Origin of the sequence: Glycomyces terrestris (assembly GCF_003933745.1) — a bacterium.
In the GTDB taxonomy this organism is placed as follows: domain Bacteria; phylum Actinomycetota; class Actinomycetes; order Mycobacteriales; family Micromonosporaceae; genus Glycomyces; species Glycomyces terrestris.
In genome coordinates this window covers 16,338-39,855 of the sequence record NZ_RSEB01000006.1, presented here as the reverse complement: position 1 = coordinate 39,855, position 23,518 = coordinate 16,338, and the positions used below count along the sequence as shown (strand labels likewise).

At 71.7% G+C, this 23,518-nt stretch carries 22 protein-coding genes; 10 read left to right on the top strand and 12 right to left on the bottom strand.

Features of this window, described 5'->3' with window-relative positions:
- Positions 1 to 7: 7 nt before the first annotated feature.
- The gene (locus EIW28_RS24535) at positions 8 to 649 is read right to left on the bottom strand and encodes a DUF4333 domain-containing protein (RefSeq protein ID WP_187350641.1); all 642 of its coding nucleotides are present in this window, start codon (positions 647 to 649) and stop codon (positions 8 to 10) included.
- A 210-nt stretch (positions 650 to 859) separates the two neighbouring features.
- Here EIW28_RS24535 and EIW28_RS20305 point away from each other — a divergent pair, with 210 nt between their 5' ends.
- The gene (locus EIW28_RS20305) at positions 860 to 4,180 is read left to right on the top strand and encodes a DUF4132 domain-containing protein (RefSeq protein ID WP_125249548.1); all 3,321 of its coding nucleotides are present in this window, start codon (positions 860 to 862) and stop codon (positions 4,178 to 4,180) included.
- A gap of 40 nt (positions 4,181 to 4,220) precedes the next feature.
- Here the strand turns inward: EIW28_RS20305 and EIW28_RS20300 are convergent, their stop codons facing one another.
- The 3 genes from EIW28_RS20300 to EIW28_RS20290 are packed head-to-tail and all read right to left on the bottom strand — an operon-like array spanning position 4,221 to position 6,500.
- The gene (locus EIW28_RS20300) at positions 4,221 to 5,012 is read right to left on the bottom strand and encodes an SDR family NAD(P)-dependent oxidoreductase (RefSeq protein ID WP_125249547.1); all 792 of its coding nucleotides are present in this window, start codon (positions 5,010 to 5,012) and stop codon (positions 4,221 to 4,223) included.
- A 26-nt stretch (positions 5,013 to 5,038) separates the two neighbouring features.
- Complete coding sequence (locus tag EIW28_RS20295) at positions 5,039 to 5,785, bottom strand: SDR family NAD(P)-dependent oxidoreductase (RefSeq protein WP_125249546.1); 747 nt, start codon at positions 5,783 to 5,785, stop codon at positions 5,039 to 5,041.
- On the bottom strand, positions 5,778 to 6,500 hold the full coding sequence (locus tag EIW28_RS20290; protein WP_125249545.1) for an SDR family NAD(P)-dependent oxidoreductase: 723 nt from the start codon (positions 6,498 to 6,500) through the stop codon (positions 5,778 to 5,780). Before EIW28_RS20290 ends, EIW28_RS20295 begins: the two co-directional genes overlap by 8 nt.
- A gap of 140 nt (positions 6,501 to 6,640) precedes the next feature.
- On the opposite strand from EIW28_RS20290, the gene EIW28_RS20285 reads away from it, so the two are divergent.
- The gene (locus EIW28_RS20285) at positions 6,641 to 7,648 is read left to right on the top strand and encodes a sigma-70 family RNA polymerase sigma factor (RefSeq protein ID WP_125249544.1); all 1,008 of its coding nucleotides are present in this window, start codon (positions 6,641 to 6,643) and stop codon (positions 7,646 to 7,648) included.
- Positions 7,649 to 7,753: 105 nt separating this feature from the next.
- Here the strand turns inward: EIW28_RS20285 and EIW28_RS20280 are convergent, their stop codons facing one another.
- The 7 genes from EIW28_RS20280 to EIW28_RS20250 form a co-directional block, all read right to left on the bottom strand.
- Complete coding sequence (locus EIW28_RS20280) at positions 7,754 to 8,230, bottom strand: hypothetical protein (RefSeq protein WP_125249543.1); 477 nt, start codon at positions 8,228 to 8,230, stop codon at positions 7,754 to 7,756.
- Between the two features lie 158 nt (positions 8,231 to 8,388).
- On the bottom strand, positions 8,389 to 8,829 hold the full coding sequence (locus EIW28_RS20275) for a DUF4383 domain-containing protein (protein ID WP_125249542.1): 441 nt from the start codon (positions 8,827 to 8,829) through the stop codon (positions 8,389 to 8,391).
- A 135-nt stretch (positions 8,830 to 8,964) separates the two neighbouring features.
- Entirely contained in the window at positions 8,965 to 9,603 is a 639-nt protein-coding gene (locus EIW28_RS20270) for a fasciclin domain-containing protein (RefSeq protein ID WP_125249541.1), read from the bottom strand.
- 59 nt (positions 9,604 to 9,662) lie between these two features.
- Positions 9,663 to 11,156 (bottom strand): molybdopterin-dependent oxidoreductase, encoded by a 1,494-nt coding sequence (locus tag EIW28_RS20265; RefSeq protein ID WP_125249540.1) that lies wholly within the window; start codon positions 11,154 to 11,156, stop codon positions 9,663 to 9,665.
- Positions 11,157 to 11,284: 128 nt separating this feature from the next.
- Positions 11,285 to 12,049, bottom strand: coding sequence for an anti-sigma factor (locus tag EIW28_RS20260; protein WP_125249539.1), 765 nt, complete (start codon positions 12,047 to 12,049; stop codon positions 11,285 to 11,287).
- Entirely contained in the window at positions 12,046 to 12,606 is a 561-nt protein-coding gene (gene sigK, locus EIW28_RS20255) for an ECF RNA polymerase sigma factor SigK (protein WP_232014095.1), read from the bottom strand. The genes EIW28_RS20260 and sigK overlap by 4 nt, the downstream gene beginning before the upstream one ends.
- A gap of 345 nt (positions 12,607 to 12,951) precedes the next feature.
- A complete protein-coding gene (locus EIW28_RS20250) occupies positions 12,952 to 13,896 on the bottom strand; it encodes a sensor histidine kinase (protein WP_197717397.1) in 945 nt (314 codons plus the stop codon).
- Between the two features lie 178 nt (positions 13,897 to 14,074).
- On the opposite strand from EIW28_RS20250, the gene EIW28_RS20245 reads away from it, so the two are divergent.
- On the top strand, positions 14,075 to 14,884 hold the full coding sequence (locus tag EIW28_RS20245) for an alpha/beta fold hydrolase (RefSeq protein WP_125249536.1): 810 nt from the start codon (positions 14,075 to 14,077) through the stop codon (positions 14,882 to 14,884).
- A 12-nt stretch (positions 14,885 to 14,896) separates the two neighbouring features.
- Positions 14,897 to 15,703 (top strand): alpha/beta hydrolase, encoded by an 807-nt coding sequence (locus EIW28_RS20240; RefSeq protein WP_125249535.1) that lies wholly within the window; start codon positions 14,897 to 14,899, stop codon positions 15,701 to 15,703.
- Positions 15,704 to 15,737: 34 nt separating this feature from the next.
- Here EIW28_RS20240 and EIW28_RS20235 read toward each other — a convergent pair whose 3' ends face one another.
- Positions 15,738 to 17,930 carry a tetratricopeptide repeat protein gene (locus EIW28_RS20235; RefSeq protein WP_232014093.1) on the bottom strand — a complete coding sequence of 731 codons (2,193 nt, stop codon included), beginning with the start codon at positions 17,928 to 17,930 and terminating at the stop codon, positions 15,738 to 15,740.
- Here EIW28_RS20235 and EIW28_RS20230 point away from each other — a divergent pair.
- The 6 genes from EIW28_RS20230 to EIW28_RS20205 all read left to right on the top strand — a co-directional run bounded on the left by EIW28_RS20230 (position 17,817) and on the right by EIW28_RS20205 (position 23,280).
- Positions 17,817 to 18,497, top strand: a complete 681-nt coding sequence (locus tag EIW28_RS20230; RefSeq protein WP_232014091.1) for an alpha/beta hydrolase — start codon at positions 17,817 to 17,819, stop codon at positions 18,495 to 18,497. The genes EIW28_RS20235 and EIW28_RS20230 overlap by 114 nt on opposite strands.
- 2 nt (positions 18,498 to 18,499) lie before the next feature.
- On the top strand, positions 18,500 to 19,186 hold the full coding sequence (locus EIW28_RS20225; RefSeq protein WP_125249533.1) for a hypothetical protein: 687 nt from the start codon (positions 18,500 to 18,502) through the stop codon (positions 19,184 to 19,186).
- Positions 19,187 to 19,582: 396 nt separating this feature from the next.
- Positions 19,583 to 20,014: a type II toxin-antitoxin system Rv0910 family toxin gene (locus tag EIW28_RS20220; RefSeq protein WP_125249532.1), complete on the top strand. Its 432-nt coding sequence runs from the start codon at positions 19,583 to 19,585 to the stop codon at positions 20,012 to 20,014.
- The gene (locus tag EIW28_RS20215; protein ID WP_125249531.1) at positions 19,992 to 21,173 is read left to right on the top strand and encodes an MFS transporter; all 1,182 of its coding nucleotides are present in this window, start codon (positions 19,992 to 19,994) and stop codon (positions 21,171 to 21,173) included. Before EIW28_RS20220 ends, EIW28_RS20215 begins: the two co-directional genes overlap by 23 nt.
- A complete protein-coding gene (locus tag EIW28_RS20210; protein WP_125249530.1) occupies positions 21,170 to 21,871 on the top strand; it encodes a TetR/AcrR family transcriptional regulator in 702 nt (233 codons plus the stop codon). Before EIW28_RS20215 ends, EIW28_RS20210 begins: the two co-directional genes overlap by 4 nt.
- 80 nt (positions 21,872 to 21,951) lie before the next feature.
- Complete coding sequence (locus tag EIW28_RS20205; protein WP_197717396.1) at positions 21,952 to 23,280, top strand: amidohydrolase family protein; 1,329 nt, start codon at positions 21,952 to 21,954, stop codon at positions 23,278 to 23,280.
- Positions 23,281 to 23,518: the final 238 nt, after the last annotated feature.

Below are 23,518 nucleotides of genomic sequence, written 5' to 3'. Positions count from 1 at the left end.
AGCGGGTTCAGCCGCGCGGTTCGTCGGCGACCTCGATGTCGAACTCGAAGTTCTGGCCTTCGATGCTCGTGACGGTGATGGTCACCTCGTACTCGTCGCCGGTCGCGGGGTCGATCATCGAGCAGTAGGTCATCCGGTCGACGTAGATGGTGAGGTTCACGTCGCCGCAGTCGACCTCGGGCCGGTCGCCGAGCTGCGCCGCGAGCGCGTCGGCGGTGGCCGCCGCGAGCCGGCTCGCCTCGACCGCCAGGCCGGTGTCGCCGGCGGGCGGCGCGGAGCTCTCGGGCTCGGTCGGCTCAGCCGACGGGCTCGGCTCGGCCGCCCCGCCGCCGTTCGGCGCCGAGGCGACCTCCACGTCGGCGTGCCATTCACCGCCGTCGACACCGGTGAACGTCACGGTCGCGTCGTACTCCTCGCCGGTCGCCGGATCGTCGAGCACGCAGTCGACCTCGGCGCCCTCCTCGACCGCGATCCGGTCGTCGTCACCGCAGTCGATCTCGGGCCGCTGCCCGATATCGGCCTCGAGCGCGTCCTCGGCCGCCTCGGCGACCTCCGCGGCGGTGACGGTCGGCGGCCCGAAGAGACCGCAGGCCGCGAGCCCGAAGCAGGCGGCAGCGGCGGGCAGGAGCGCGAGGGTCCGGACGGACATGGTGGGGCCTTTCGGTCGGTGCTGGGTGCCGCGCCAAGCCTCCCCGGCCCGCCGCGGGCGCGCGATGGCTTTCACCGGCGGGAAACCGGCGGGATCGCCGCACGCGGTGCGCCGGGACCTCCCCAAAGTGCGCAACCCGTGACAGAACGGGAATGTCGCACCAGTTTCCTATGCTCGGCGGCGACATACCCGGCCGCACGAAGGACGATGATGACCAAAGCCGTTGCGCCCCAAGAGAACAAGCTCAAACTCCCGACGTCGTGGAAGAGCCGCGTGCTGCCGCGGCGGGGCACGCCGTTCACGCGGCCGATCGCGCCCGCCGACCCGCGCACCCTCGCCGAGGCCGCCCGCCGGGAGGCCGAGCAGGCCGACGACCTGCGGGCGGCACTGGCACTCGTCGCGAACGAGGACTGGGCCGCCGCGGGAAGGGCGCACCTCGACGGCGCCGCCGATCCGCGCGGCGCGGCCGCCGTCGCGGCGCTCCTGATCGAACCGAAGGAGCGGTACGGGAAGTCGTGGATGCGGCCCGCGTTCGACGCCTGGGCCGCCGAGCACGGCCTGGCGTTCGCCGCCGCCGCGGCGGTGGAGTTCCTCGCCGTCCAGGAGCGGACCGAGACCTACCTCGACCGGCCGCCGGTCGCGGACCGGGTCCTCGTCGAAAGCCCCGCAGCGGAACTCGACGTGCTCGAACGCGAACTCGACCACGACGGGATCGCCGCCGCGCGCTCCCTGCTCGCCAGGGCTGGCGACGACGAGTACGCGGCGGCAGTCGCGGCCGTCGCCGGGCGCCGCACCACGCCCGCGGCGCGCATCGCCGCCATGGTCCTGTTCCCCGACGAGCGCGAATGGGTGCTCGAAGGCTGCGCCGACTTCATGAAGGCCCGCGAGAACTGCTTCAACGACGACGTCGTGTGGTACTCGATGAGCAGCGCCGAGCAGGTCGCCGCGGCGGGCCTCCTCGATGCCGACGATCACTTCATCGGGTACAACGCCCTCGTCACCCTGGTCGCCCACCTCGGCACCGACGCCTTCGGCGTCCTGACCGGCATGTCGCGCACCTCGACGTTCAGCAGCAGGTTCCGCGAGCACGTCCTGGAGGCGGTCTCGCTGATCCCCAGCGACGAGGCGACGGCGTACCTGCTCTCGCGCCTCGAAGGCTCGGCCGCGTTCGGCTTCGCCGCCAGGGCCGCTGCGGACTTCCCGCTCAGGACCCTCCGCGTCGCCGCCCGCCTCGCGCCGACCATGGCCGCCGAGGAGCGCGCCGGCCTCGTCGCCGTCGCGGCCCTCCCCGACCCCGCGCTCCGCGTCCACCTCGACGCGACCGAGCGGGCCGCGCTCGACGACCTGTTCGCGACCACCGGATTCGTCCCCGAGGCCGCGCCCGACGACCTGCCGCCCCTCCTCGTCGCCCCGCCGTGGACCCGCCGGCTCCCGAAGGCCGTCGCCGTCACGGGCCTGCGCAGCCCCGCCGAGACCCACTTGGTCTGGGCCGCAGGCGAACAGGACGCGTGGAACGCCATCCCCGACCCCGACCGGCACAACGAGTTCTGGCTCGAGCACTTCGGCACCCTGCCCGACCTCGACGCCTACGGCTGGCGCCTGACGACGTTCCTCGCCAACGGCGACCTCGCGCTCGCCGAGCCCCGGCTCGAGGAATGGGACGGCACCGGAGCGCCCGACCACCCGTCCGACCTGCAACGACTCCTCGCCCGCTTCGGCGAGCACGTCCTCGACCACGTGCTGCGCCTGTCCCGCGAGCACGAGGTCTGCTACGAACTGCCCGGGCCCGTCCTCAACCTGGAGGCGGCGCGCCTCACCGCCGAACGCCTCGTGCGGGTCAAGGCGGCCCGGCCACACGCCCTGCGCTGGCTCGACCGGCACGGCCTCGCCGCGGTCCCCTACCTGGTGCCCGACGCGCTCGGCGACGACAAGGACCGGCGACGGTACGCCGAAGCGTCCCTGAACCACCTGACCGTGCGGCACGGGAAGGCGGCGGTGACCGCCGCGGCCGAGCCGTTCGGCGCCGAAGCCGCCCAGGCCGTGGGCGCGCGGCTCAGCGACGACCCGCTGACCCCGAGCGTCAAGGTCGTCAAGCCCGGCAAGTGGGCCGTGCCGGCCGCGCTCCCGCAGGTCCTCCTCAAAGGACGCGAACGGGCGCTGCCGGCCGCCTCGGTGCCGCACCTGATCACGGTGCTCGCCTTGACCGGCCCCGACTACCACTATCCGGGGCTCGACGTCGTGGCCGAGGTCTGCGACCCCGAATCGCTCACGCGCTTCAGCCTCGCGCTGTTCGAGCGGTGGCTGGCGGCCGGGGCGCCCGCGAAGGACGGCTGGGCGCTCCGGCAGCTCGCCTGCTTCGCCGACGCGGCGACCGTGGCGCGACTGGCCGAGCGCGTGCGCCAGTGGCCGGACGACAACCAGCACAAGCGGGCCGCCACGGGCCTGGAGGTGCTCGCCGAGATCGGCACCGAGGACGCCATGCGGGCGCTCCAGCAGATTGCCGAGCGGACGAAGTTCAGGGCCCTGAAGACGGAGGCGGCGGGCCACATCACCGCGCTCGCCCAGCGGCTCGGCCTCAGCCGCGAGCAGCTCGCCGACCGCCTCGTCCCGGACCTCGGACTCGGCGACGCCGACGCGCTCGTGCTCGACTACGGCCCCCGCAGCTTCACCGTGGTCCTCGACGAGCGCCTGGCGCCGAGCGTCACCGACCAGACCGGCAAGGCGCTCAAGGCCCTGCCGAAACCGGGTGTGAAGGACGACCCCGAGCGGGCGACCGCGGCCTACCAGCGGTTCACCGCGCTCAAGAAGGAGCTGCGGACCGTGGCCGCGGAGCAGGTGCGCCGCCTCGAAGCGGCCATGGTCGCGGCCCGCACGTGGACCAAGGACGAGTTCGAGCGCCTCCTCGTCGGCCACCCGCTCAACCGGCACCTGGCCCGGCGGCTCGTGTGGTCCTTCGAGGACGGCGGTGCGCACACGGGGTTCCGGATCGCCGAGGACCTGACCTACTCCGACGCGCACGACGACGCGGTCGAGGTGCCCGACGGCGCGGTGATCCGCCTCGACCACCCGGTCCTCATGGGCGACCAGACCGCCGACTGGATCCGGCTGTTCGCCGACTACGAGATCCTGCAACCGTTCGACCAGCTCGGCAGGCCCGTCATGGCCCTCACCGCCGAGGAGCGCGCGACCGGCCGCCTCGCCCGCTTCGAAGGCGCCGCGATCGAGGCCCTGCGGGTCCTCGGCGCCGCGAGCCAGGGCTGGGAGCGCGCGAAACCCGAGGACGCCGGCGTGGAGCCGGGCATTTCGTGCACCCTCGCGAACGGCCTCGTCGTCGCCGTGGCGCTGCGGCCCGGCATCTGGGCGGGCAGCGCCGCGGACTCCCCCGAGCAGACCGTCGAGTGCGCGACGATCGCTGAGGGCGGGCCCCGGTGGTGGTTCGACGAGCGCAAGCCCGCGCCGCTGCACGACCTCGACCCGGTCACCGCCTCGGAGGTCCTGGCGAAGCTCACGCACCTGATCGACCGGTCCTGAGCGACCGGCCCCCGGCGGTCCGCCGGGGGCCGGCGTCGGGTCAGTCCACGACGAAGCCGCCGGTCAGGTTGGCGACCGTTCCGGTGAGGGCGGCGGCGCGGTCGGAGGCGAGGAACGCGGCCGCGTCGGCGAGTTCGTCCATGCTGGTGGCCCGCTTGCGGTGGGTGCGGTCGGCCATCATCGCACCGAACTCGTCCGCGGTGATGCCGTACGCCTTGGCGTGCAGCCCGAACACCACGTCGATCGTGGCGGTCCCCTCGATTCCCGTGGTGCGCAGGCACACCGCGCGCACGCCGTGCTGCGCCCACTCGGCGGAGAACTGCCGGTTGAGCGACTCGACGGCCGCCCAGGCCGGGCTCATGCCGCCCATCAGCGGAATGCCCAGCGCGCTCGGCGTGGGCGTGTGCATCAGGATGACGCCGGAGCCCTGCGCGACCATGTGGCGGGCCGCGGCCCGGCCGGTGAGGAAGTGCGACCGGGTGTACGTCTCGATCGGCGTCGAGAAGTGCTCGATCCGCAGTTCGGTGAGCGGGGTGCCCTGCATGTGGTGCTGCGGGACGCCGACGGCGTTGAACGAGACGTCGATCGTCCCGGCCCGGCCCGCGACGGCGTCCAGGTGCTCGGCCACGGCGCGCTCGTCGAGGGCGTCCACCTCGGCGGCCTCGGCCTCGCCGCCGGAGGCCCTGATGTCCTCGGCGAGCGCTTCGAGCGCGCCGAGGCGGCGGCCCGTCAGGTGCACGCGGGCGCCTTCGCGGGCGAACGCGCGGGCCACCGCGCTGCCGACCGCTCCGGCGGCGCCGTAGACGACCGCGTTCTTGTCGTTGAGGAGCATCGGTTCTCCTTGGGGGATCGGGACGGTCACGGCAGCTTGGTCAGGCCGGCCGCGGTGAGCAGGTAGCCGGCGGCGAGTTCCGGCGGGTCGGTGCGGACGAGTTCGAGCACCGCCGACCCCGCCCGCTCGGGGGTCAGCAGGTCGCCGAGGCGCTTGGTGAACACGTCCTCGGTCTCGCCGCTGCGGGCGGCGTACGCGCGGATGCCGCGCCTGCCGATGTCGCCGTGCGGCGTGATCTTGGGCAGCACCGCGGTCACGGCGAGGCCGAGGCCGGCGCGGTCGGACTCGTCCTGGGCGTACCCGGCGATGAACCGCTGGGCGGCCTTGGCCCCGGCGTAGCCGCCGCTCGCAGGCGACCCGCCGATGGCCGCGCCGCTGCTGACCACCACGATCCGGCCGCCGGGCCGCAGCGGTCGCAGGAGCGCCTCGCGCAGCCACGTGAACGCGATCTTCACGTCGGCGTTCCAGTTGGCGGAGAACGTCTCCCAGGTGTGGTGCTGGAGCGGCCGCATCACCGGGTTGGCCCCGGCTACGAGCACGAGGACGTCCGGTTCGTACCGGTCCAGGATCCGCCATGCGGTCTCCGGGTCGGCCGCGTCGGCCGTCTCGGTCCGGATCCGGCCGTTCGCGGCGGCCAGCTCGTCGAGGTCGCCGCCGGTGCGGGCCACCCCGACCACCGCGGCCTCCGCGTCGGCGAGGGCGAGCGCGATCCCGCGCCCGAGCCCCCGGCCGGCGCCCACCACGAGCGCGGTCGTGCCGTCGAGTTCAGTCACGGTCGCCGCCCTGCGGCAGGTAGGTGGCCATGTGCCGCTCGAGCGCCTTGGTGGGCCCGCCGTCCCATCCGGCGGTCGTGGACGACGAGAGCGGGTCCGGGAAGAGGTCCTCTTCGCCCTTCTCCACGCCGTCGAAGACGCGGCGCGCGACCTCCTGCGGTGCGGCCTTGGGGATGTCGAACCCGCGGGTCATGTCGGTGTCGGTGGGGCCGAGCAGCACGGCGTGGACGCCGACCTCGCCGGCCAGCAGCATCCGCAGCGACTGGGTCATGGAGAACGCCGCGGCCTTCGACATCGAGTACGTCGGCTGGAGCGGCATGGCGGCCACCCCCGACAGCGACAGGACGTTCACGATCCGGCCGCGCGAGCGCTTCAGCGCCGGCAGGAACGCCTGCGTGACGGCGACGAGGCCGAAGCAGTTGACGGCGAAGTGCCGTTCGAGCGCGTCGTCGTCGCCGAGCGCTTCCGGGAGGGCGATCCCGGCGTTGTTGACGAGGACGTCGAGCTCGTCGATCTCCTCGGCGGCGGCCCTGATGTGGCCGGCGTCGGTCACGTCGAGCGTGACCGGCACGACCCGCGCGTCAGGGTGGGTCAGCGGGACGCGGGTCCCGGCGTACACGCGGCGCGCGCCGCGTTCCAGGGCCTCGGCGAGCATGGCGCTCCCCAGGCCGCGATTGGCTCCGGTGATGAGGACGGTCTTGTCCGCGAACGTCATCGGGTGCTCCTTCGAATCGGGATCTCGAAGGGGTAGGCTCCGCGGCGGTCCGCGATCGGTCGGTCCGGGAGCGACCATTTCGCGGCCCGGCCGGTGTCACCACAATGAAGAGGACCTTCCGACCCGAGTGGAGTGACGACATGGCGGCGACCGAACTGCTCACACAGGCGCGAGCGGGCGACGGCGAGGCGTTCCGGCGCCTGACCGAGCCGTACCGGCGCGAGCTCCAGGTGCACTGCTACCGGATGCTCGGCTCGGTGCAGGACGCCGAGGACGCGCTCCAGGACACGCTCCTGGACGCGTGGCGCGGCCTGGGCGGGTTCGAGGGCCGCTCGTCGGTGCGGACCTGGCTCTACCGGGTCGCGACCAACCGGTGCCTGAACGCGCTGCGGTCGGCGCGCCGCCGCCCCGCGCGGGAGTGGGGCAACCCCGACGTCGTGCCGCCCGAACCGACCCGGATCGGCGAGGTCACCTGGCTCGAGCCGTACCCGGACGCGCTGCTGGAGGGCGCCCTCGGCGCGGTGCCGGGTCCCGAGGCCCGATACGAGCAGACCGAGGCGATCTCGCTCGCGTTCACGACCGCGGTGCAGCTCCTGCCCGCGCGCCAGCGCGCGGTGCTCATCCTGCGCGACGTGCTCGGCTACCGCGCCGCCGAGGTGGCCGAGATGCTCGACTCGACCACCGAGTCCGTGCACAGCGCCCTGAAACGCGCCCGCGCCGGGCTGGAGGAGCGGCTGCCCAGCGGCCACGAACCGGCGCCCGCGCCTGACACGGCCGCCGAGCAGGCCCTCGTCGACAGGTTCGTCCGCGCGTACGCGTCAGGCGACGTCGACGCGCTCGTGGCGCTCTTCGCCGAGGACGTCCGGGTCTCGATGCCGCCGGTCCCGCTCGAATACGAGGGCCGAGAGATCGCCGCGGCGTTCTTCGCCTCGGTCATGACCGACGGGTGGTCGCTCGCGCTGGTCCCCACCCGCGCCAACGGCCAGCCGGCCTTCGCCGCCTACCTCGACCCCGCCCCGGGCAGGCCGCGGCTGGGAACCGGCCTCACGGTCGTCACCTTCGCAGGCGACCGGATCAGCGCCCTCGTCAAGTTCGACAGCGGCGTCCTGCCCCGCTTCGGCCTCCCGCGCTCCCTCACCGGAAGCTGAACCCGCGCCGCAGACCGGCGGCCGTTCCACACGATCCGCCGGCCGGGTGCCACCTGGGCAACCTCAACGGATGATGTCGAGCCGACACCGGGGCGCAGCGTGCGCTCAGGACTGTGCGTCCGGCGGCGTGTCGAGGTGGGCGAGGAGTTCCTGGGAGAGGGAGAGTCCCCAGGTGTGGTCGCGCTCGGCCGCGGCGATGACCTCGCGCGGATCGCCGACCGGCTCCCCGTCCTGGCCGAACACCGAATCGTCGGCCCCGATCATCCGGGCGATCTCGTCGAGGGAGGCCGCGCGCAGCGCCGCGTACCGCTCGGGCTCCGAGTGCCGCATCGTCCGGGGCTCGGCGAACTCGATGAACCGGTGGTCGTACAGCAGGTCGCGCGCCCGGATCTGATGGATGAACACGCTGGGCTCGATGCGGTCGTCCAGGTTGTCGAACGCGGCGATCATGGTGCGGGAGGCGGCATCGAAGTACACCTCGGTGGCGTACAGGACCGACAGGCCCGGCAGCCGCTCGGCCCCCGGGTACTCGGCGGTGAGGTCGGCGCGCATCGATGCCATGGAGGCGTACGAATCCAGCATCGCTCTACGGTAGCGACCCAACGACCGGCGGCACCACCCCCTCGGGTGCCTCACCCCAGCCGCCATGCACCGACAGCCGCCCCGGTTCCGAGTACGGCCGTCTAGGGCGGTACTCGGGACCGGGGGCGGGCGGTCCATTGTCTCTCCGGGCTTCCGGTTCAGCGTTCGGCTTTGCGGCTGCGTGCGTAGAGCGCGCCGAGTCCGATCATGCCGATGGCCAGGCCCAGGTGGAGCCAGTTGTCGGCGTCGTTGACCGGGACGAAGTTCGCTGCCGAGTCGAGGTCGATGAGCATGCCGTACAGCCACAGCACGAGGTAGATCGCGCCGCCGATGACCAGGTAGGTCACGGCTCCGCTCGCGGTGCGGGCCATGAGGAGGCCGACGGCGCCGAAGAGGACGTGGACGAGGTTGTGGAGCACGGATACCTCGAACACGCCCAGGAGCCGGGCGTCGGAGTGGTGGCCGGCGAACGTCATCGAGTCGAGGCCGGTGGTGATGCCGGGGACGAACCCGGCGAGGCCGACCAGGAGGAAGACCAGTGCGACGACCGTGGTGACGATCTGCACCGGTGCGCGGCCTCGGGTGTGCTGAGTGGACATTGCTGAACTCCTATTCGTTGGGCAAGGGGTGACGCGTATCCGCTGTGCCGGACCTGGCACGGGGTGGCGAGCGGATGAGCAGGGTGCTCTCTCCGGGGCCGACTGCGAGTCGCGGCCGGCCCCGGCGCCTTTTCCTTATGCGGGCATGAGGACGGTGTCGATGATGTAGACGGTGGCGTTGGCGGTCTGGACGTTGCCGCAGACGACGGCGGCTTCGCCGTTGACGGTGAAGTCCTCACCGGAGCCCTCGACGCTCAGCGTGCCGCCCTGCAGGGTGGCGTGCTCGCCGGCGAGGTCTTCGGGGGTCAGCCGCGCGCCGACGACGTGGTAGGTCAGGATGCTGGTGAGCTGCTCCTTGTCGGCCAGGACCGCTTCGAGGTCGGCCTCGGGGATCGCGGCGAACGCGTCGTCGACGGGTGCGAACACCGTGATGTTCTCCGCGGAGTTGAGGGTGTCGACCAGGTCGGCTTCTCCCACGGCGGTGACGAGTGTGGTCAGGACCGGGTTGTTGCTCGCGGCGGTGGCGACCGGGTCGTCGGCCATGCCGGTGAAGGAGCCCTCGCCGTCGGCCGGGACGGCCGAGCACGCGTCGCCGAACTCACCCGAGACGGGCATGTCCTCTTCGGTGGTCTCCTCGGGCATGGACTCCCCGGTCGAGGTGGTGTCCTCGCCGGCCTCGTCGCCGCCCTCATCGGATCCGCACGCGGACAAGGCGATCGCGATGCCGGCGGCGGCGGCCAGCGCGGCGGTGCGGGTCAGGAATCGAGTGTTCATGGTCGTGCCTCTCTTATCGGATGCCGGGGACGGTCGTCGCCGGCGGTGGTTCGGTCGGTCTATGCGGCGGTCACGACGATCGAGTGCCAGCCGGTCGCGCCGTCGGGGAAGGGCGTGGCCCGCTCCTGGGTCTGGGTGTCGCCCTCGGCGTCGGTGGCGCGGACCTCCAATTTGTGGCGTCCTGGTCCGGCGTCCAACGCCCACTGCCATTGGCGCCAGGTGTCGGTGCCGATCACGGGGGCGAGTTCGGCGTCGGCCCAAGGGCCTTCGTCGACGCGGACCTCGACGCGGTCGATGCCGCGGTGCTGCGCCCAGGCGACCCCGGCGACGGTGGTGCGACCCGGCGCGATGGTCGTGAGGGGTTTGGGGGTGTCGATGCGCGAGAACGTCTTGACCGGGGCTTGGGCGGCCCAGTCGCGGCGGACCCAGTAGGGGTCGAAGTCGGCGAAGGAGGAGAGTTCGAGCTCGACCAGCCATTTCGTCGCGGACACGTACCCGTAGAGGCCGGGGACGATCATGCGCACCGGGAAGCCGTGTTCGAGGGGCAGCGGTTCGCCGTTCATGCCGACGGCGATGAGCGCGTCGCGCCCGTCGGTGCAGGCACTGGTCGGGGTGCCGGCGGTCCAACCGTCGTGCGAGCGGGAGACGACCTGGTCGGCGCCGGGCTCGGGGCCGGCTTCGGTGAGCAGGTCGGCGAGGCTGACGCCGAGCCAGCGCGCGTTGCCGGCCAGGGTGCCGCCGACCTCGTTGGAGACGCAGGAGATGGTGATCTCGCGTTCGAGCAGTTCGCGGTCGAGCAGGTCTCCGTAGGTGAGTTCGAGCGGGCGCGCGACGCGGCCGCCGATTCGCAGCCGGTAGTCCTCGGGAAGGATTCGAGGCAGGACCAGGGCGGTGTCGACGCGGTAGAAGTCGGGATTGGGCGTCAGGTACGGGGTGAGGCCGTCGATGTCGAGTCCGGTCCCGGCCGGACCGATGTCGTCGGCCTCGGGCAGGGTCAGGCCCTGGCGGGCCCGGTCGATCTCGCCGGTGCCGCCGAAGCGCCATCCGGCCGCCCCGGCGAGGCCGGCCCCGCCCAGCGCCAGGAGGACACCGCGCCGGTCGACCGCGCGTCCGGGGGCCGCGCCGGTCGCGAGGCTGGGGCGGTAGAGCAGAAAGAGCAGTACCGCGCCGATCGCGGCGCCGGTCAGGGACGGCAGGGCCCACGTGGCGGAGGCGGAGGGCCTGGAGATCGCAGCGGCCACTCCGGCGGCGCCGAGCAGCATCAGCGCCCCGTAGCCGACGGCGATCCGGCGGCGCGCGACGATACCCACGATCACGGCGCAGGCGAAGAGGACCAGCCCGATGCCGGCCAGGAGCACGAGCTTGTCGTGGAATCCGAAGGTGCGGATCGCCCACGCCTTGACCGGCTCGGGCGTCGCATCGACCGCGGCCGCGCCGACGGCTGCGACCGGTCCGCTGCCGGGGGCCACGGCGATCGCCGCGAGCTGCGCCGCGGCCAGGGCTCCCCCGGCGCATGCGATGCCCCCGAGGGCCGCGATCAGTCGGTCGTTCATGCCCTTGATTCGGGGCCGGGAACCCGCCGGATGGGTGCGGAGGCGGAGATTCTCGGATTTTTTCCGTGATCGACCGCAAAGGCGACGGGCCCGGCCGGTGGCCGAGCCCGTCTCACCGCTTCGGACGGTCAGGCGTCGAGTGGTACGCCGGCGATCAGGGGCAGGGTGGGCGTGTCGGAGCCGCCCGCCGGTTCCTCGGTGACTCCGATGAGGTCGGTGTCGCCGACGTCCTCGATGAGCATGGTGGCCGAGGAGTCGCCCGCGTCCATGACGCCGGCCGAGACCTGTCCGGCGTCGTCGACCATCCAGACCTGGTAGGAGCGGTCAGCTCCGGGCGAGGCGAGGTCGGCGATCACCACGACGGCCTCGTCCAGTGAGGCCGACGAGATCACGGTGACCTGCCCGCCGCCGTCCGGCTCCGCTTGGGCGACTTCGGCGTCGGCGGCTTCGAGGACCGCCGCGATCCGGTCCGCCTCGCTGGGAACGGCCTGCTGGTGCAGGAGGGCCCAGGTCGCGACGACGCCGGCGAACGCGGCGACCACGGCGATCGCGGCGGCGCCGAGCGCGAGGCGCAGGCGCGGCGGTCGGAAGGCGAGACGGGCGCGGCGCGGGCGCGGTGGGGCGGTCTGCTGCGGCGGCTCGGGCTCAGGCTCGGTCGCGGCCGGGGCCGCTTGCCGGGTGCGGCGCACCTCGGCGAGCACGCGCCCGCGCAGCCGAGCCGGCGGGTCGGCCACCGTCACGTCCGACAGCCGCGCGACCGCTTCACGCAGCTCGGCCGCTTCCTGCGCGCACGAGGCGCACTCGTCTAGGTGGGCCTCGATCAGTCGGCGCTCCTGGTCGTCGACCGCGTCGAGGGCCCAGGCGCCGATCAGGGTGTGGACATCAGCGCTCATCGGGCCACCTCCAGGCAGTCGCGCAGTTTGACCAGGCCGTCGCGGATGCGGGACTTCACCGTGGGGACGGCGGTCTCCAGCAGCGTCGCGACCTGCCGGTAAGTGTGGCCGCCGTAGTAGGCGAGCGTGATCGCCTGCCGCTGCAGCTCGGTCAGGGTCTTCAGGCACCGGCGGACCTGGCGGTGCTCCAGGCGCCCGGCGGCGGCCTCGGCGGCCTGGTCGTACTCGGGCACGGCGGACGCGGCGGCGGCGCGCCGCTCCCGCTCTCCGGCCGCCTGCGCCGACCGGACCCGGTCGACCGCGCGGCGGTGGGCGATCGTGGTGATCCACGCGGTGGCCGAACCGCGCCGCTCGTCGAAGCGGGTCGCGGTCCGCCACACTTCGACGAAGACCTCTTGGGCGACCTCTTCGGCCTGCGCCGGATCGCGGACGACGCGCAGGCACAGTCCGTATACGCGAGCGGACACGAGGTCGTAGAGCGCCGCGAAGGCGTCGTCCTCGCCCAGCGCGGCGCGGTGCAGCAGCGCCTCGGCCGTGGCGGACTCGGTGCCCGGCACCACGGACAGCCGCGACGGCCCCTGTCGGCGATGGGCCTCAGCGCCCTGGTCAAACATCATCTCGCTCCCGGCGGAAGATCTGCGTGCTCAACGGGGATTCGGAGCCGTCGCACCGGCGGATGGGTCCCCGCCCGAACAGTACGGCGGATCCGTCTGCCGCCGCTCCGTTCACTCCCAGCATGACGTGGAACCGCGCCCTGTCCGAGCGCCCGCCGAAAGTCGGTCGGGGATGCTTGCAGAACTCCGGGCGCCGGAGCGGAGGGGTTGCCTTCGCGGCACGCTATCGGCGGGACCGCTGCGGCGTTCAAGCAGACGACTTCGGGCCTCTGCCAGAGCGGTCGACGGTCAAGGCAGGCGCAAGTGGAACCGGGCCGTCGTCCCGCAGGGGCCGGTGTAGGTGCGCAGCAGGTCGACCACATGGTGCACCATCAGCAAGCTTCGGCCCTGGGCGTGGTCTTCAGTGAAGGGCCGATGGCCGGCGAGCGGGTCGGTGAGCGGGCCGATGCCCTCGACCTCGCACAAAAGCTGCTTCTTGTCGCTCCAGAGCCGGATGGTGCCGGCGCCGCCGCCGTACAGGACGCATAAAGTGGCCAGCTCGGTGACGGCGATCTCGAGGTCGACGAGCTGCAGGCTGCCCAGGCCCGCGCTGCGGCCGTACGAGGTGGCGAACCAGCGGGCGTTGTCGATCGTGTCGCGGTCGACCTGCCGTTCGATGGCGGTCCACGGCCTGGGGTCGAGGGGTCGGTTGGAGTCGGCGATGACGCGGTCGGGATCGTAGGAGCGGCTGGGGCGGCGCCCGGCGCGGTCGACCAGCATCGGGTGCGTGGCCTGTGAGTCGGCGATCCACTGCGCCTGGAGCCCTGCGCAGTCGTACGGACAGAGGATGGCGGCGTCCCGGCCGGTGAAGGCGAGGTTGACGAGCGCTTCATGCAGGGCGCAGGCGGGGTATTCTGCCGCGGTTCGCGCCGGCCAGGTCGGCTCCTCGATGAGGTGCACGCGCCGGCCTGCGTGCCGATCGGCGAAATCGCGCAACACCTTGGTGATGATGCATCCGGGGTTGGCGCCGACCTCCGCCATGTCGAGCATCTGGACGTGCTGCACCGCATCGCCCAGGGCACCGCGCAGCAATCGCAGACTCGGCCCGGGCACGGCGACGGCGACCGGGTCACCGGCGGCAAGCGCGGCATCGATGAAGGGCACCGTGCCCTCGAGGTACTCCTGATCACCGACGTAGTGCAGCGCGCAGTGATCGAACGGGTCCTCCGCCGCCCTGCCCGAAGCTGCCGCCAACCAAGGACTCCTCACCTGTCGACGAACGCCAGACCAATACGGCTCCATGCTAGTTCGCCCCCGCGTCGACCCGGGGACCGCGAGGAGACCCCTGGCACGGCACTGTTTCGTCACTGTTCCGGCATGGCGGTCTCCCTACGGTGAGGACACCTCATTCCTCCGTTGAAGGGAACCTGTCATGACTGCTCCGAGCCGAAGAACACTCCTGCTGGGCGCCGCCGCGGTGCCCGTGGTCGCCTCGCTCGCCGTCGGCGAGGCGGCGTCGGCCGAGTCCTCGTCGTCCAAGCCCACGGTCGTCCTCGTCCACGGGGCGTTCGCCGACGCGTCCGGGTGGAACTGGACGATCCGCAAGCTCCACGCCTCCGGGTACCGGGCCGTGGCGGTCGCGAACCCGCTGCGGGCGTTGGCCTCCGACACCGAGTACGTCAAGGCCGTGCTCGCCTCGATCACCGGTCCGGTCGTCCTGGTCGGGCACTCCTACGGCGGCGCGGTGATCACCAACGCCGCCGCCGGCAACCCGAACGTCAAGGCCCTGGTCTACATCGCGGCGTTCGCGCCCGAGGAGGGCGAGAGCGCGTTCGACCTGTCGGAGGGCGGGATCCTGCCCGAGGTCGTCGACGCCGTCGAGGTGCCGGTGCCCGGCGGCGGGACGAACGTGGAGCTGTCGATCCGCGCCGGCGAGTTCCGGCGCGCGTTCATCGACGAGGTCACCTCGGCCGAGGCCCGCGCGATGGCCGCGATGCAGCGGCCGGTGACCCTGACGGCGCTGGGCTCGCCCTCGGGCCCGCCGGCGTGGAAGACGATCCCGTCCTGGTACGCGGTGTTCGGCGGCGACCAGGCCATCCCCGCGGCCTCGCAGCGGTCGATGGCCGAGCGGGCCGGATCGACCGTGAGCGAGTACGCGGGCGCCTCACACGCCTACTTCGTCACCCGGCCGGGCCTGGTCTTCGACCTCGTCCGCGCCGCCGACCGCGCCACCCGCGACTAGAGGGGGCCGGTCATGGCGAACCATCCGGACACGATCGTCCTCATCCACGGCCTGTGGATGACCCCGCGCTCCTGGGAGCTGTGGAAGGCCCGGTACGAGCAGGCCGGGTACCGGGTCCTGGCCCCGGCCTGGCCGGGCCTGGAGGGCGAGGTGGAGGCGCTGCGCGCCGACCCGAGTCCGCTGGAGCACTTGGAGGTCGGGCAGATCCTCGACCACTACGAGGCGCTCGTCCAGGGCCTGGAGCGGCGCCCGATCCTCATGGGCCATTCGTTCGGCGGCGCGTTCGTGCAGGTCCTGCTCGATCGCGGCGTCGGCGCCGCCGGGGTGGCGATCGCCTCGGCGGCGGTCAAGGGCGTGCGGCGCCTGCCGCTGTCGACCGTCCGCTCCACGTTCCCGGTCCTGAAGAAGCCGGCGAACGCCCACAAGGCCGTGCCGCTGACGCCCGAGCAGTTCCACTACGCGTTCACCAACACGCTCTCCGAATCGGAATCGCGGGCGGTGTACGAGCGCTACCACGTCCCGGCCGCCGGGCACATCCTCTTCGAGGGCGGCCTGGCGAACTTCAACCCGCACGCGGCCACCAAGGTCGACTTCGGCAACGACTACCGCGCGCCGCTGCTGTTCATCGCCGCCGAACTCGACCACATCAGCCCGCCGGCGATGGTCCTGGAGAACGCCGAGCACTACAAGGACTCGGCCGCGGTGACCGACTTCAAGGAGTTCGCCGGACGCTCCCACCACCTCCTGGGCCAGGCCGGGTGGGAGGAGGTCGCCGACTACGCCCTGTCCTGGGCCGCGACCAAGGCCCGCACCTACTGACCGGATCCGACACCCGGCCGGGGCCGTGCGGCACTCACGAGTGCGGCGCGGCCCCGGCGCCTTTGGCGTCCAGGGCGGCCGCGGCCGCCTCCTCGCCGAGCCGGCGGAAGACGCTCGCGCCCTTGGCCCACGCCGCGCGCGCCGCCGACCGGTCGCCGGCGGCGGCCTCGGCGTCGCCGAGGTGCTCGAGGGTCGGCGCCAGGTAGCGGCGGTCGTCGTCCCGCTCCAGGAGCGCCGCGGACTGCCGGTAGTAGTCCGCGGCTTCCCGGTGCCGGCCCAGGTGGGTGTGCGCGTACCCGACACCGTGGAGGATGTAGGCGTCCGAGGCGCGGTCGGGACCGACCGAGCGGTGGACGGCGAGCGCCTCCAGGCAGTCGGCCAGCGCCGAGCCGTAGTCGCCGAGTTGGATGCGGGCCCAACCGGTCTCGTTCAGGGCCGCGGCCAGCGCCCGCCGGTTCCCGGTGGCGCGCTTGTGTTCGACGCTGGCCTGGAAGGAGGCCAGGGCGTCTGCGGGCAGGCCCTGCTGGAGCTGCATGTGGCCGGTCAGGCTCTCGGTCAGTCCGAGGCCCTCCCGGTCGGCCAGGGCGGTGAACAGGCGGCGGGCGGCGGCCAGGTGCAGGTGGGCGTCGTCGAACCGGCGGGCGGCGGCCAGGGCCTGGGCGAGGCCGTTGTGGCTGCGGGCGACCAGGGGCGGGCCGCCGACGCGTTCGACGGCGGCGTGGCTTCGCTCCTGGAGGGCGAGCAGGATGCGGGGGTCGCCTTGGAGGCGCAGGTAGGAGTTGACCGACCAGACCAGGCGCCACATGTGGCCGTCGGCGCCGATGTCCCCGGCGAGGTCGATGCAGGCCAAGAGGTTCGCCCGCTCGCGGTGGAACCAGGCGTTCGCCGCGGCGACGTCGCCGAGCGCGGTCGCCGTCGTTCGCTCGGCCGGTGGGGCGAGGTCGATGGGGGCGCGTTCAGGGGCAAGGGCGCGGTCGCCGGCGTGGGCGGTGTGGAGGTAGTGGTCGAGCAGGCGCTCGCGCGCGGCGGGTGCGTCCTCGAGATCGGCGGCGAGTTCGCCGGCCCAGGCGCGCAGCAGGTCGTGGAGGACGTACCGGCCGGTGCCGGTCTCGGTGACCAGGTTCGCCGCGGCCAGTTCGGCCAGCAGTGCGCGGGCGGCGCGTTCGTCGAGGCCGGCCAGGCTCGCCGCCGCCGCGGTGCCCGTCTCGGGCCCCGGGTGCAGGCCGAGCTGGGTGAACAGGCGGGCGGCGGCGGCGCTGACGGCGCGCAGGGACCAGGAGAAGACCGTGCGGACGTCGGTGGCGGCCTCGGTGCCGGCGAAGGCGTCCAGACCGCCGCGGGCGCGGGCGAGGTCGGCTGCGGCCTCGGCGAGGGGCCGGGCGGGGCGGGCGGCGGCGTTGGCGGCCACGATGGCCAGTGCCAGCGGGAGCCCGGCGCAGTGCCCGATCAGGTCGTCCACGGCCGCCGGTTCGGCGGTGAGGCGGTCGCCGAGGCGGCGGGCCAGCAGTTCCCGGGCCGCGGCCGCGTCCAGGACCTCCAGTGGCAGCACGCTGGCGGCATCGGTGGCGACCAGGCCGGTCAGCGCGGTGCGGCTGGTGACCACCACCAGGCATTCGGCCGTCCCCGGGAGCAGCGCCCGCACGTGGTCGGCGTCGCGGGCGTTGTCCAGGAACAGCAGCAGGCGCCGTCCGGCGACGCGCGTGCGGAACAGGGCCGAGCGCTCCTCCAGCGCCGCGGGGATGCGCACGGCCGGCACCTCCAGTCCGGTCAGGAACGCGTGCAGGGCCGTCTCGGGGGCCATCACTTCGGGTGCCGGGGAGAATCCGCGCAGGTTCACATACAGCTGCCCGTCGGGGAACCGGTCGGCGATCTGGTGGGCCCACCGCAGCCCGAGCGTGGTCTTGCCGACGCCCGCGGGCCCGGTGATCGCGGCGATCACGGGCCCGGCGCCGTCGGCTCGGTCGAGCAGGCCATGGGCGGCGCGCAGCTCGGCCCGGCGGCCGGTGAACGAGGCGAGCGCGGGCGGCAGTTGCGCCGGGACCGCGGCCGGGATCTGAGGGGCGGTGGCCGCGGCGGGGGCGGCGGCGCTCTGCTGGAGGACGGCGGCCTGCGCGTGCCGCAGCTCGGGCCCCGGATCGAGACCGAGCTCGTCGGCCAGGGTCTTGCGCACCCGCTCATAGACATCGAGTGCTTCGGCCTGGCGCCCGGACGCGGCCAGCGCCAGCACCAGCCGGGCCTGCACCGGCTCTTCGAATCGGCCAGCCCTTTGGAAGCATTCAAAGGCGATTCGTGGGATCTGAGCAAGCTTGCTCCCGAAGCCGGCGACGGCGCGGCAGCAAAGGAGGGCGCGCAAACACTCAACGACTTTATCGATGGACTCGACGCCACCCACGAGGGTGAGCCGTCCAACACGACCATTGTCGGACACTCCTACGGTGGCCTACTGGTCGGCGAGGCAGCTCAAGACCCGAACACCGGGGCCGATCAAGTCGTCGGAGTCGCAGCCCCCGGCTTCGGCGTCGACCGCGCTTCCGAACTCGCCGTCGGTGAAGACAACGTGTGGGCGACAATGGTCGAAGGCGATGCCATCGCCTTCCCAGCGGGTGAATCGATGATCCACGGCAACGACCCCACTGGAGAGAACTTCGGTGGGAACGTCTTCAACAGCGCCACAAGCGGCGCGGACAGCGGCGAGATCCATGGCGGTTACTGGGACGAGGGCAACGCCGCCAGGAAGGACATGGCGCTCATCATCACCGGCCAGTCCGACCTCATCCAGCCCCCGGGAGAGTAGCAGTGAATTCCACCAACGAATTCCGAGAACCCACGTGGCTTCGGCACCGTCTGCTCATCGTCGCCACGGCCCTGGCAACGACCATCACGGGAGGATGTATGAACAACGGCGACCCGGCCGAAACTCCGCCAGAGCGCGACTTCGACGAATCCACCGCTTGGACCCGCATGGAGGAAGCCGCTGCCAAGGCGATCGCAGATCTGCCAGACTTCCCTGGATTCGAAGAACGCAGGTTGCTCGAACTCAGCTGCACACGCAATGGCGAAGCCGACAAGGACTACGTTCAATTCGAACTCACCTACGCGTTCAGCGCGGAAGACTCCGCGACGGACCTCGTCCACGAGGAGTACGTGAGCTTGCTGCGCGAGCGATGGACCGATGCAGGCTACGACGTCCATCGCGACGAGACATACGGCCAGAGTCCCGTATTTCACGATCTTGAGGCGAGACGTCCGGACGGCATCAACTACTGGCTGACAGCCGCAAATTACACCTCGCTGACAGTCCAGTCGGGGTGTGTGAAGAAATCGGGAGGAGCCTCTGAGTGCCCGCCACCTCTGGGCGGTGTGACTCTCGAGAACGACATTGCAGGTCGGCAAGCCTGCGGTGGAGCGTATGACGAACCGGCTCCGGAATCGGAGGCGATCGACCCGTTCGCCAGCGACTCGGAGAGTCCGAGCGGTGGCTGAGGTCCAGTCGACTGTCGGTCTCAAAATCACCGCAGCGGCAATGGCGGTTTCCTGGACGATCTTCTTGGTGGTGAACAGCACCTGGTTGTCGGCCAGCGACGAAGATTGCAGCATCGACAGCCCGCCCGAGTGCGGCATGGATCTGGTCTCTCCGGTCTTCGCAGTCGGGATCGCTTTCGCCGTCATCGGACTGCTGCTGGCCATAACCCGGCGTGAACACCCCGCTTCTCCCCCTGCCACGACCGCCACCAGAGCGCGTCGCCCGAGATCGCGACGGGCAGTTCGCTCGGTAGACCGCGATCCGCCAGGACTCGATCCTGGGCCTTGGATCTCATGCGCGTGCACCGCTCCGGTATTTCGGGTACAGTGTAGTCGAAATAGTCGAGAGGGAAACACATGCGTACCGTCGAAGTCAGCGCCACCTGTAGTGCGAGCCCTGAGAAGGTCTGGGAGGTGATGGCGGATCCGTTCCGTTGGGCCGAGTGGCTCACCATTCACAAGTCCTGGAAGTCCGCGGTCCCCGCGCAGTTGTCGCCGGGGGACTCCGCGACGGCGGCCGCCCGGGTGATGAACATGCCGGTCGCGATCGACTGGACGTTCGACAGGGTTGAGGCGCCGAACGTGATCGAGATGAGCGGCCTCACCCGCGCCGGAGTGAACCTGAAGCTGGTGATCGGCATCGCCGACATGGGCGCGGCGAGCAAGGTCGACCTGTCGGTGAACGTTGACGGCGGGATGATCGACGGCCCCATGGGCGGTGTCTTCCAGGGCTCCCTGACCGGGGCGCTGAACACGTCGTTGCGCAATGTCGAAGCGCTCGTCGCCTGACGCGGCGTTCTGGTCCTTGGCGTCGGCATTCACGGTGACGATGCTGGGCACGACGCTGCCGACCCCGTTGTACGTGCTGTACCAGCGCGAGATGCATTTCTCGACCCTGACCAGCACGGTGATCTTTGCGGCGTACGCGGTCGGCGTGCTGGGCGCGCTGCTGTTGTTCGGCCGCGCCTCCGACGTGATCGGGCGCCGGAAGATCCTGCTGCCAGGATTGGCGTGCGCGGCGCTTAGCGCAGTTGTGTTCTGGGGGGCCGACAGCGTGCCAGTGCTCCTGGGCGCGCGGCTGCTGTCCGGATTGTCCGCCGGGATGTTCACCGGCACCGCGACCGCCGCGCTGCAAGACCTGTCGGGCGACGGTGAACGGGCGACGGTCGTGGCGACCGTCGCGAACATGGGCGGTCTCGGCCTGGGCCCGCTGCTTGCCGGAGTGCTCGCGCAGTTCGCCGCCGCCCCGCTCCAGGTGCCATACGTCGTGCACCTGGTACTGCTCGCTGTGGTCGCGGCAGGCGTGTGGGCGATGCCTGAGCCGGTTCGTATTCGCGGATTTCGCGAGTTCCGACTCTCACGCCCGAGCGTGCCCGCTTCCGTCCGACGGACATTCGCCTGGGCGGCGACCGCAGGTTTCGCCGGTTTCGCAGTACTCGGTCTGTTCACCGCAGTCGCACCCTTCTTCCTTCGCGAGTTGCTCGGACTCGCTTCGCTCGCGCTGGCGGGCGTGGTCGTGTGCGCTGTGTTCGCCGCGTCCGCCCTCGGGCAGGTCCTGCTCGTGCGCCCGCTCGGCAGGGCGGCCATCAGCGTGGGATGCGGCGTACTGGTCATCGGGGTGGTGCTGCTCGCGGGCGCATTGGCCGCCGGCTCACTCGTACTCCTACTCATCGCTGCGGGAGCGACCGGACTCGGGCAGGGCGTGAGTTTCCGGGCGGCGCTCACGGCATTGAACGCTGCGGCGCCGGCCCATCACCGCGCCGAGGTCGCGTCCGCCTTCTTCATCGTGGCCTACATCGCGATCTCGATTCCCGTCGTCGGCGCGGGCCTGGTCGCCCAGACGGCGGGACTCCGTGTCGCGGGCATCGTGTTCAGCGCCGCCATGGCGGCGCTCGCGGCGGTGGCTGCGATCGCGTCTCGCCGTCAGCCCGCCATACTGGCCACATGAACACGGCATCGACCGAGTCGGGGGCGTCGGCCGCAGGGCGGCGGGCCCCGGGCCGACCGCGCATTCCGCTGGAGCGGATCTTGACGACGGCGCTGACGATCCTGGACGAGGACGGCGCCGATGCCTTGTCGCTGCGCATGCTGGCCCAGCGGCTGGGCTCCAGTACGGCCACCTTGTATCGGCACTTCGAGAATCGCGCCGACCTCGTCGCCCAAGTCGTCGATCGCATCATCGGCGAGATCGAGGTCGATGACGAAGAGCCCGGTGCAACGCACTGGCAGCCAGCGGTCCGGGCGGCCGCGGTCAGCATGTTCAAGGTCTTGAGTCGGCATCGCAACGTGGCGGTCTTGCTGACCGAGCAGATCCCGACCGGGCCGAACGCCGCCGTCTATCGCGAGCGCGTCCTGGCGTTGCTGCTGGCGCACGGCTTCCCGCAGTCGCTGGCGCCGCGCGCATATGCGTCGCTGGCCCGTTACGTCCTCGGCTTCGCCATGCAGCTCACTGCTGATCGCGCAGCGAAGTCCCGCGACGAAGCACGGACGTCCGCTGCCCTGCATCGGATCGACGCGACCCGGTTCCCCGCCACGCGCGCGCTGGCGGACTTCTTGCCCATGCCCATCGAGGAGGAGTTCGCCTTCGGGCTCGACCTCCTCCTGGCGGGCCTCGCTCAGATGCGCGACCAGCACGCCGAAACCTGAGCCGGTCCGGGGCGGGCGTTGACGACTGAAGTAATTTCGGATACGGTGTAACCAAAATTGGAACTACGAACGGAGTCGCCGTGACCTCTGCCGACCGCACCCTGTTGCGTGGCGGGATCGTGCTGTCCATGGACCCGGACATCGGGGAGCTCGAGACCGGCGACGTGCTGATCGAGGACGGCCGCATCGTCGCGGTCGAGCCGAACCTGCACGCCGACGCCGAGGTGCTGGACTGTTCGGGCCGGATCGTGATGCCAGGGTTCGTGAACTCCCACCACCACATGTTCCAGACTGCGCTGCGGTCGTACTGGTCCGATGCGCTGGAGATCGACTACTTCCTACAGTCACGGGCCGGGGACCAGGCGCTGTTCCACAAGTACACCCCCGAGGACGTCTACTGGGGCGAGTTCGGCGGTGCGCTGGAGAATCTGGCCGCCGGTACCACCACCGTCGTCGACACCTCCCAGTGCTCCTACACCCCGGAGCACACCGACGCCGCACTCGACGGAATCCGGCGCTCGGGCATCCGCTGCATGTTCAGCTTCTCGCCGGTGTTCGGCGAGTTCGAACCCGACCCGTCCTATGCCCACCCCGAGGACATCCGGCGACTCGTGGAACACGGCAGCGGCCCGCTCGTCGGCCTGGCATTGGGCTATCACGTCGACGACGACCTGTTCCGCCTTTCACGGGACCTGGAGCTGCCAGTCTTCGCGCACGTCAATGACGTACATATGGGCCGGTTCCTTGAGGACTTCGAGCCTGAGGGCCTGCTGGGGCCGTGGCTGACGTACATCCACTGCCTGGGTCTGGACGAGTCGACCTGGGATCTCATCGGCCGAACCGGGGCCAAGGTGTCGGTCTCGTGCATCGCCGAGCAGACCCTGGGGATGGGGCGGCTCGCCCTGCAGCCGGCACTCGACCACGAGGTGCCGGTCGGCTTCGGCACCGACGCCGTCAGCATCCACACGGTCGACTTCTTCTCCCAGATGCGCGCGGCATACACGCTGCAGCGCGGCGGCATGGCGAACCACGCCCAAGGCGGCGGCGCCGAGGTCCGGCCGGTGTCCACCCGCGACGTCCTGCGGATGGCGACGCTGGGCGGGGCGCAGGCCGCACACCTCGACCATCTCGTCGGGTCGCTCACTCCCGGCAAGCGCGGCGACGTGATCGTGCTCAACGCGCAGGCGCTCAACGCGGGACCGGTCAACCACGCCCCGGGCGCGGTCCTGCAGATGGACACCAGCAACGTCGAGACCGTCCTCGTCGACGGACGCGTAGTCAAGCGCGACGGACGCCTGGTCGGGGTGGACCTGGACGCCGTGCTCGACGCGCTGTCCCGCTCGGCGGACGGCCTGCTCCGGCGCTCCGGCGCCCCGTCCATTCTGCTGACCTCATGTCGGCTCGGCTGAGGACGAAGTACCGTGTGACCACCGGCGACACTGCACAAGCGCCCACCGCTCGAAACAAGCCGGCGCCGCAACGGTCGTGATACCCGTCCTCGGTCGATGGGCCGACTACCGCACCGGAGCCTGGAAACTTCTCATCGACACCTGCGCTGAACGCCGGTGCCGCCTCCACCAGTGGTTTGACCAGAGGTGATAGCGATTTCCGCCAGCAACATCAGACCAATCCTCGGGTGCCTGCGGG

What these genes read in the sequence shown, in the direction of transcription:
- EIW28_RS20285 (WP_125249544.1), top strand. Translation starts at nt 6,641, where the DNA reads ATGGCGGCGACCGAACTGCTCACACAGGCGCGAGCGGGCGACGGCGAG.
- EIW28_RS20215 (WP_125249531.1), top strand. Translation starts at nt 19,992, where the DNA reads ATGTCGAAGCGCTCGTCGCCTGACGCGGCGTTCTGGTCCTTGGCGTCG.
- EIW28_RS24535 (WP_187350641.1), bottom strand. Translation starts at nt 649, where the DNA reads ATGTCCGTCCGGACCCTCGCGCTCCTGCCCGCCGCTGCCGCCTGCTTC.
- EIW28_RS20270 (WP_125249541.1), bottom strand. Translation starts at nt 9,603, where the DNA reads ATGAACACTCGATTCCTGACCCGCACCGCCGCGCTGGCCGCCGCCGCC.
- EIW28_RS20275 (WP_125249542.1), bottom strand. Translation starts at nt 8,829, where the DNA reads ATGTCCACTCAGCACACCCGAGGCCGCGCACCGGTGCAGATCGTCACC.
- EIW28_RS20240 (WP_125249535.1), top strand. Translation starts at nt 14,897, where the DNA reads ATGGCGAACCATCCGGACACGATCGTCCTCATCCACGGCCTGTGGATG.
- EIW28_RS20265 (WP_125249540.1), bottom strand. Translation starts at nt 11,156, where the DNA reads ATGAACGACCGACTGATCGCGGCCCTCGGGGGCATCGCATGCGCCGGG.
- EIW28_RS20220 (WP_125249532.1), top strand. Translation starts at nt 19,583, where the DNA reads ATGCGTACCGTCGAAGTCAGCGCCACCTGTAGTGCGAGCCCTGAGAAG.
- EIW28_RS20280 (WP_125249543.1), bottom strand. Translation starts at nt 8,230, where the DNA reads ATGCTGGATTCGTACGCCTCCATGGCATCGATGCGCGCCGACCTCACC.
- EIW28_RS20245 (WP_125249536.1), top strand. Translation starts at nt 14,075, where the DNA reads ATGACTGCTCCGAGCCGAAGAACACTCCTGCTGGGCGCCGCCGCGGTG.
- EIW28_RS20260 (WP_125249539.1), bottom strand. Translation starts at nt 12,049, where the DNA reads ATGAGCGCTGATGTCCACACCCTGATCGGCGCCTGGGCCCTCGACGCG.
- EIW28_RS20300 (WP_125249547.1), bottom strand. Translation starts at nt 5,012, where the DNA reads ATGCTCCTCAACGACAAGAACGCGGTCGTCTACGGCGCCGCCGGAGCG.
- EIW28_RS20210 (WP_125249530.1), top strand. Translation starts at nt 21,170, where the DNA reads ATGAACACGGCATCGACCGAGTCGGGGGCGTCGGCCGCAGGGCGGCGG.
- EIW28_RS20290 (WP_125249545.1), bottom strand. Translation starts at nt 6,500, where the DNA reads ATGACGTTCGCGGACAAGACCGTCCTCATCACCGGAGCCAATCGCGGC.
- EIW28_RS20305 (WP_125249548.1), top strand. Translation starts at nt 860, where the DNA reads ATGACCAAAGCCGTTGCGCCCCAAGAGAACAAGCTCAAACTCCCGACG.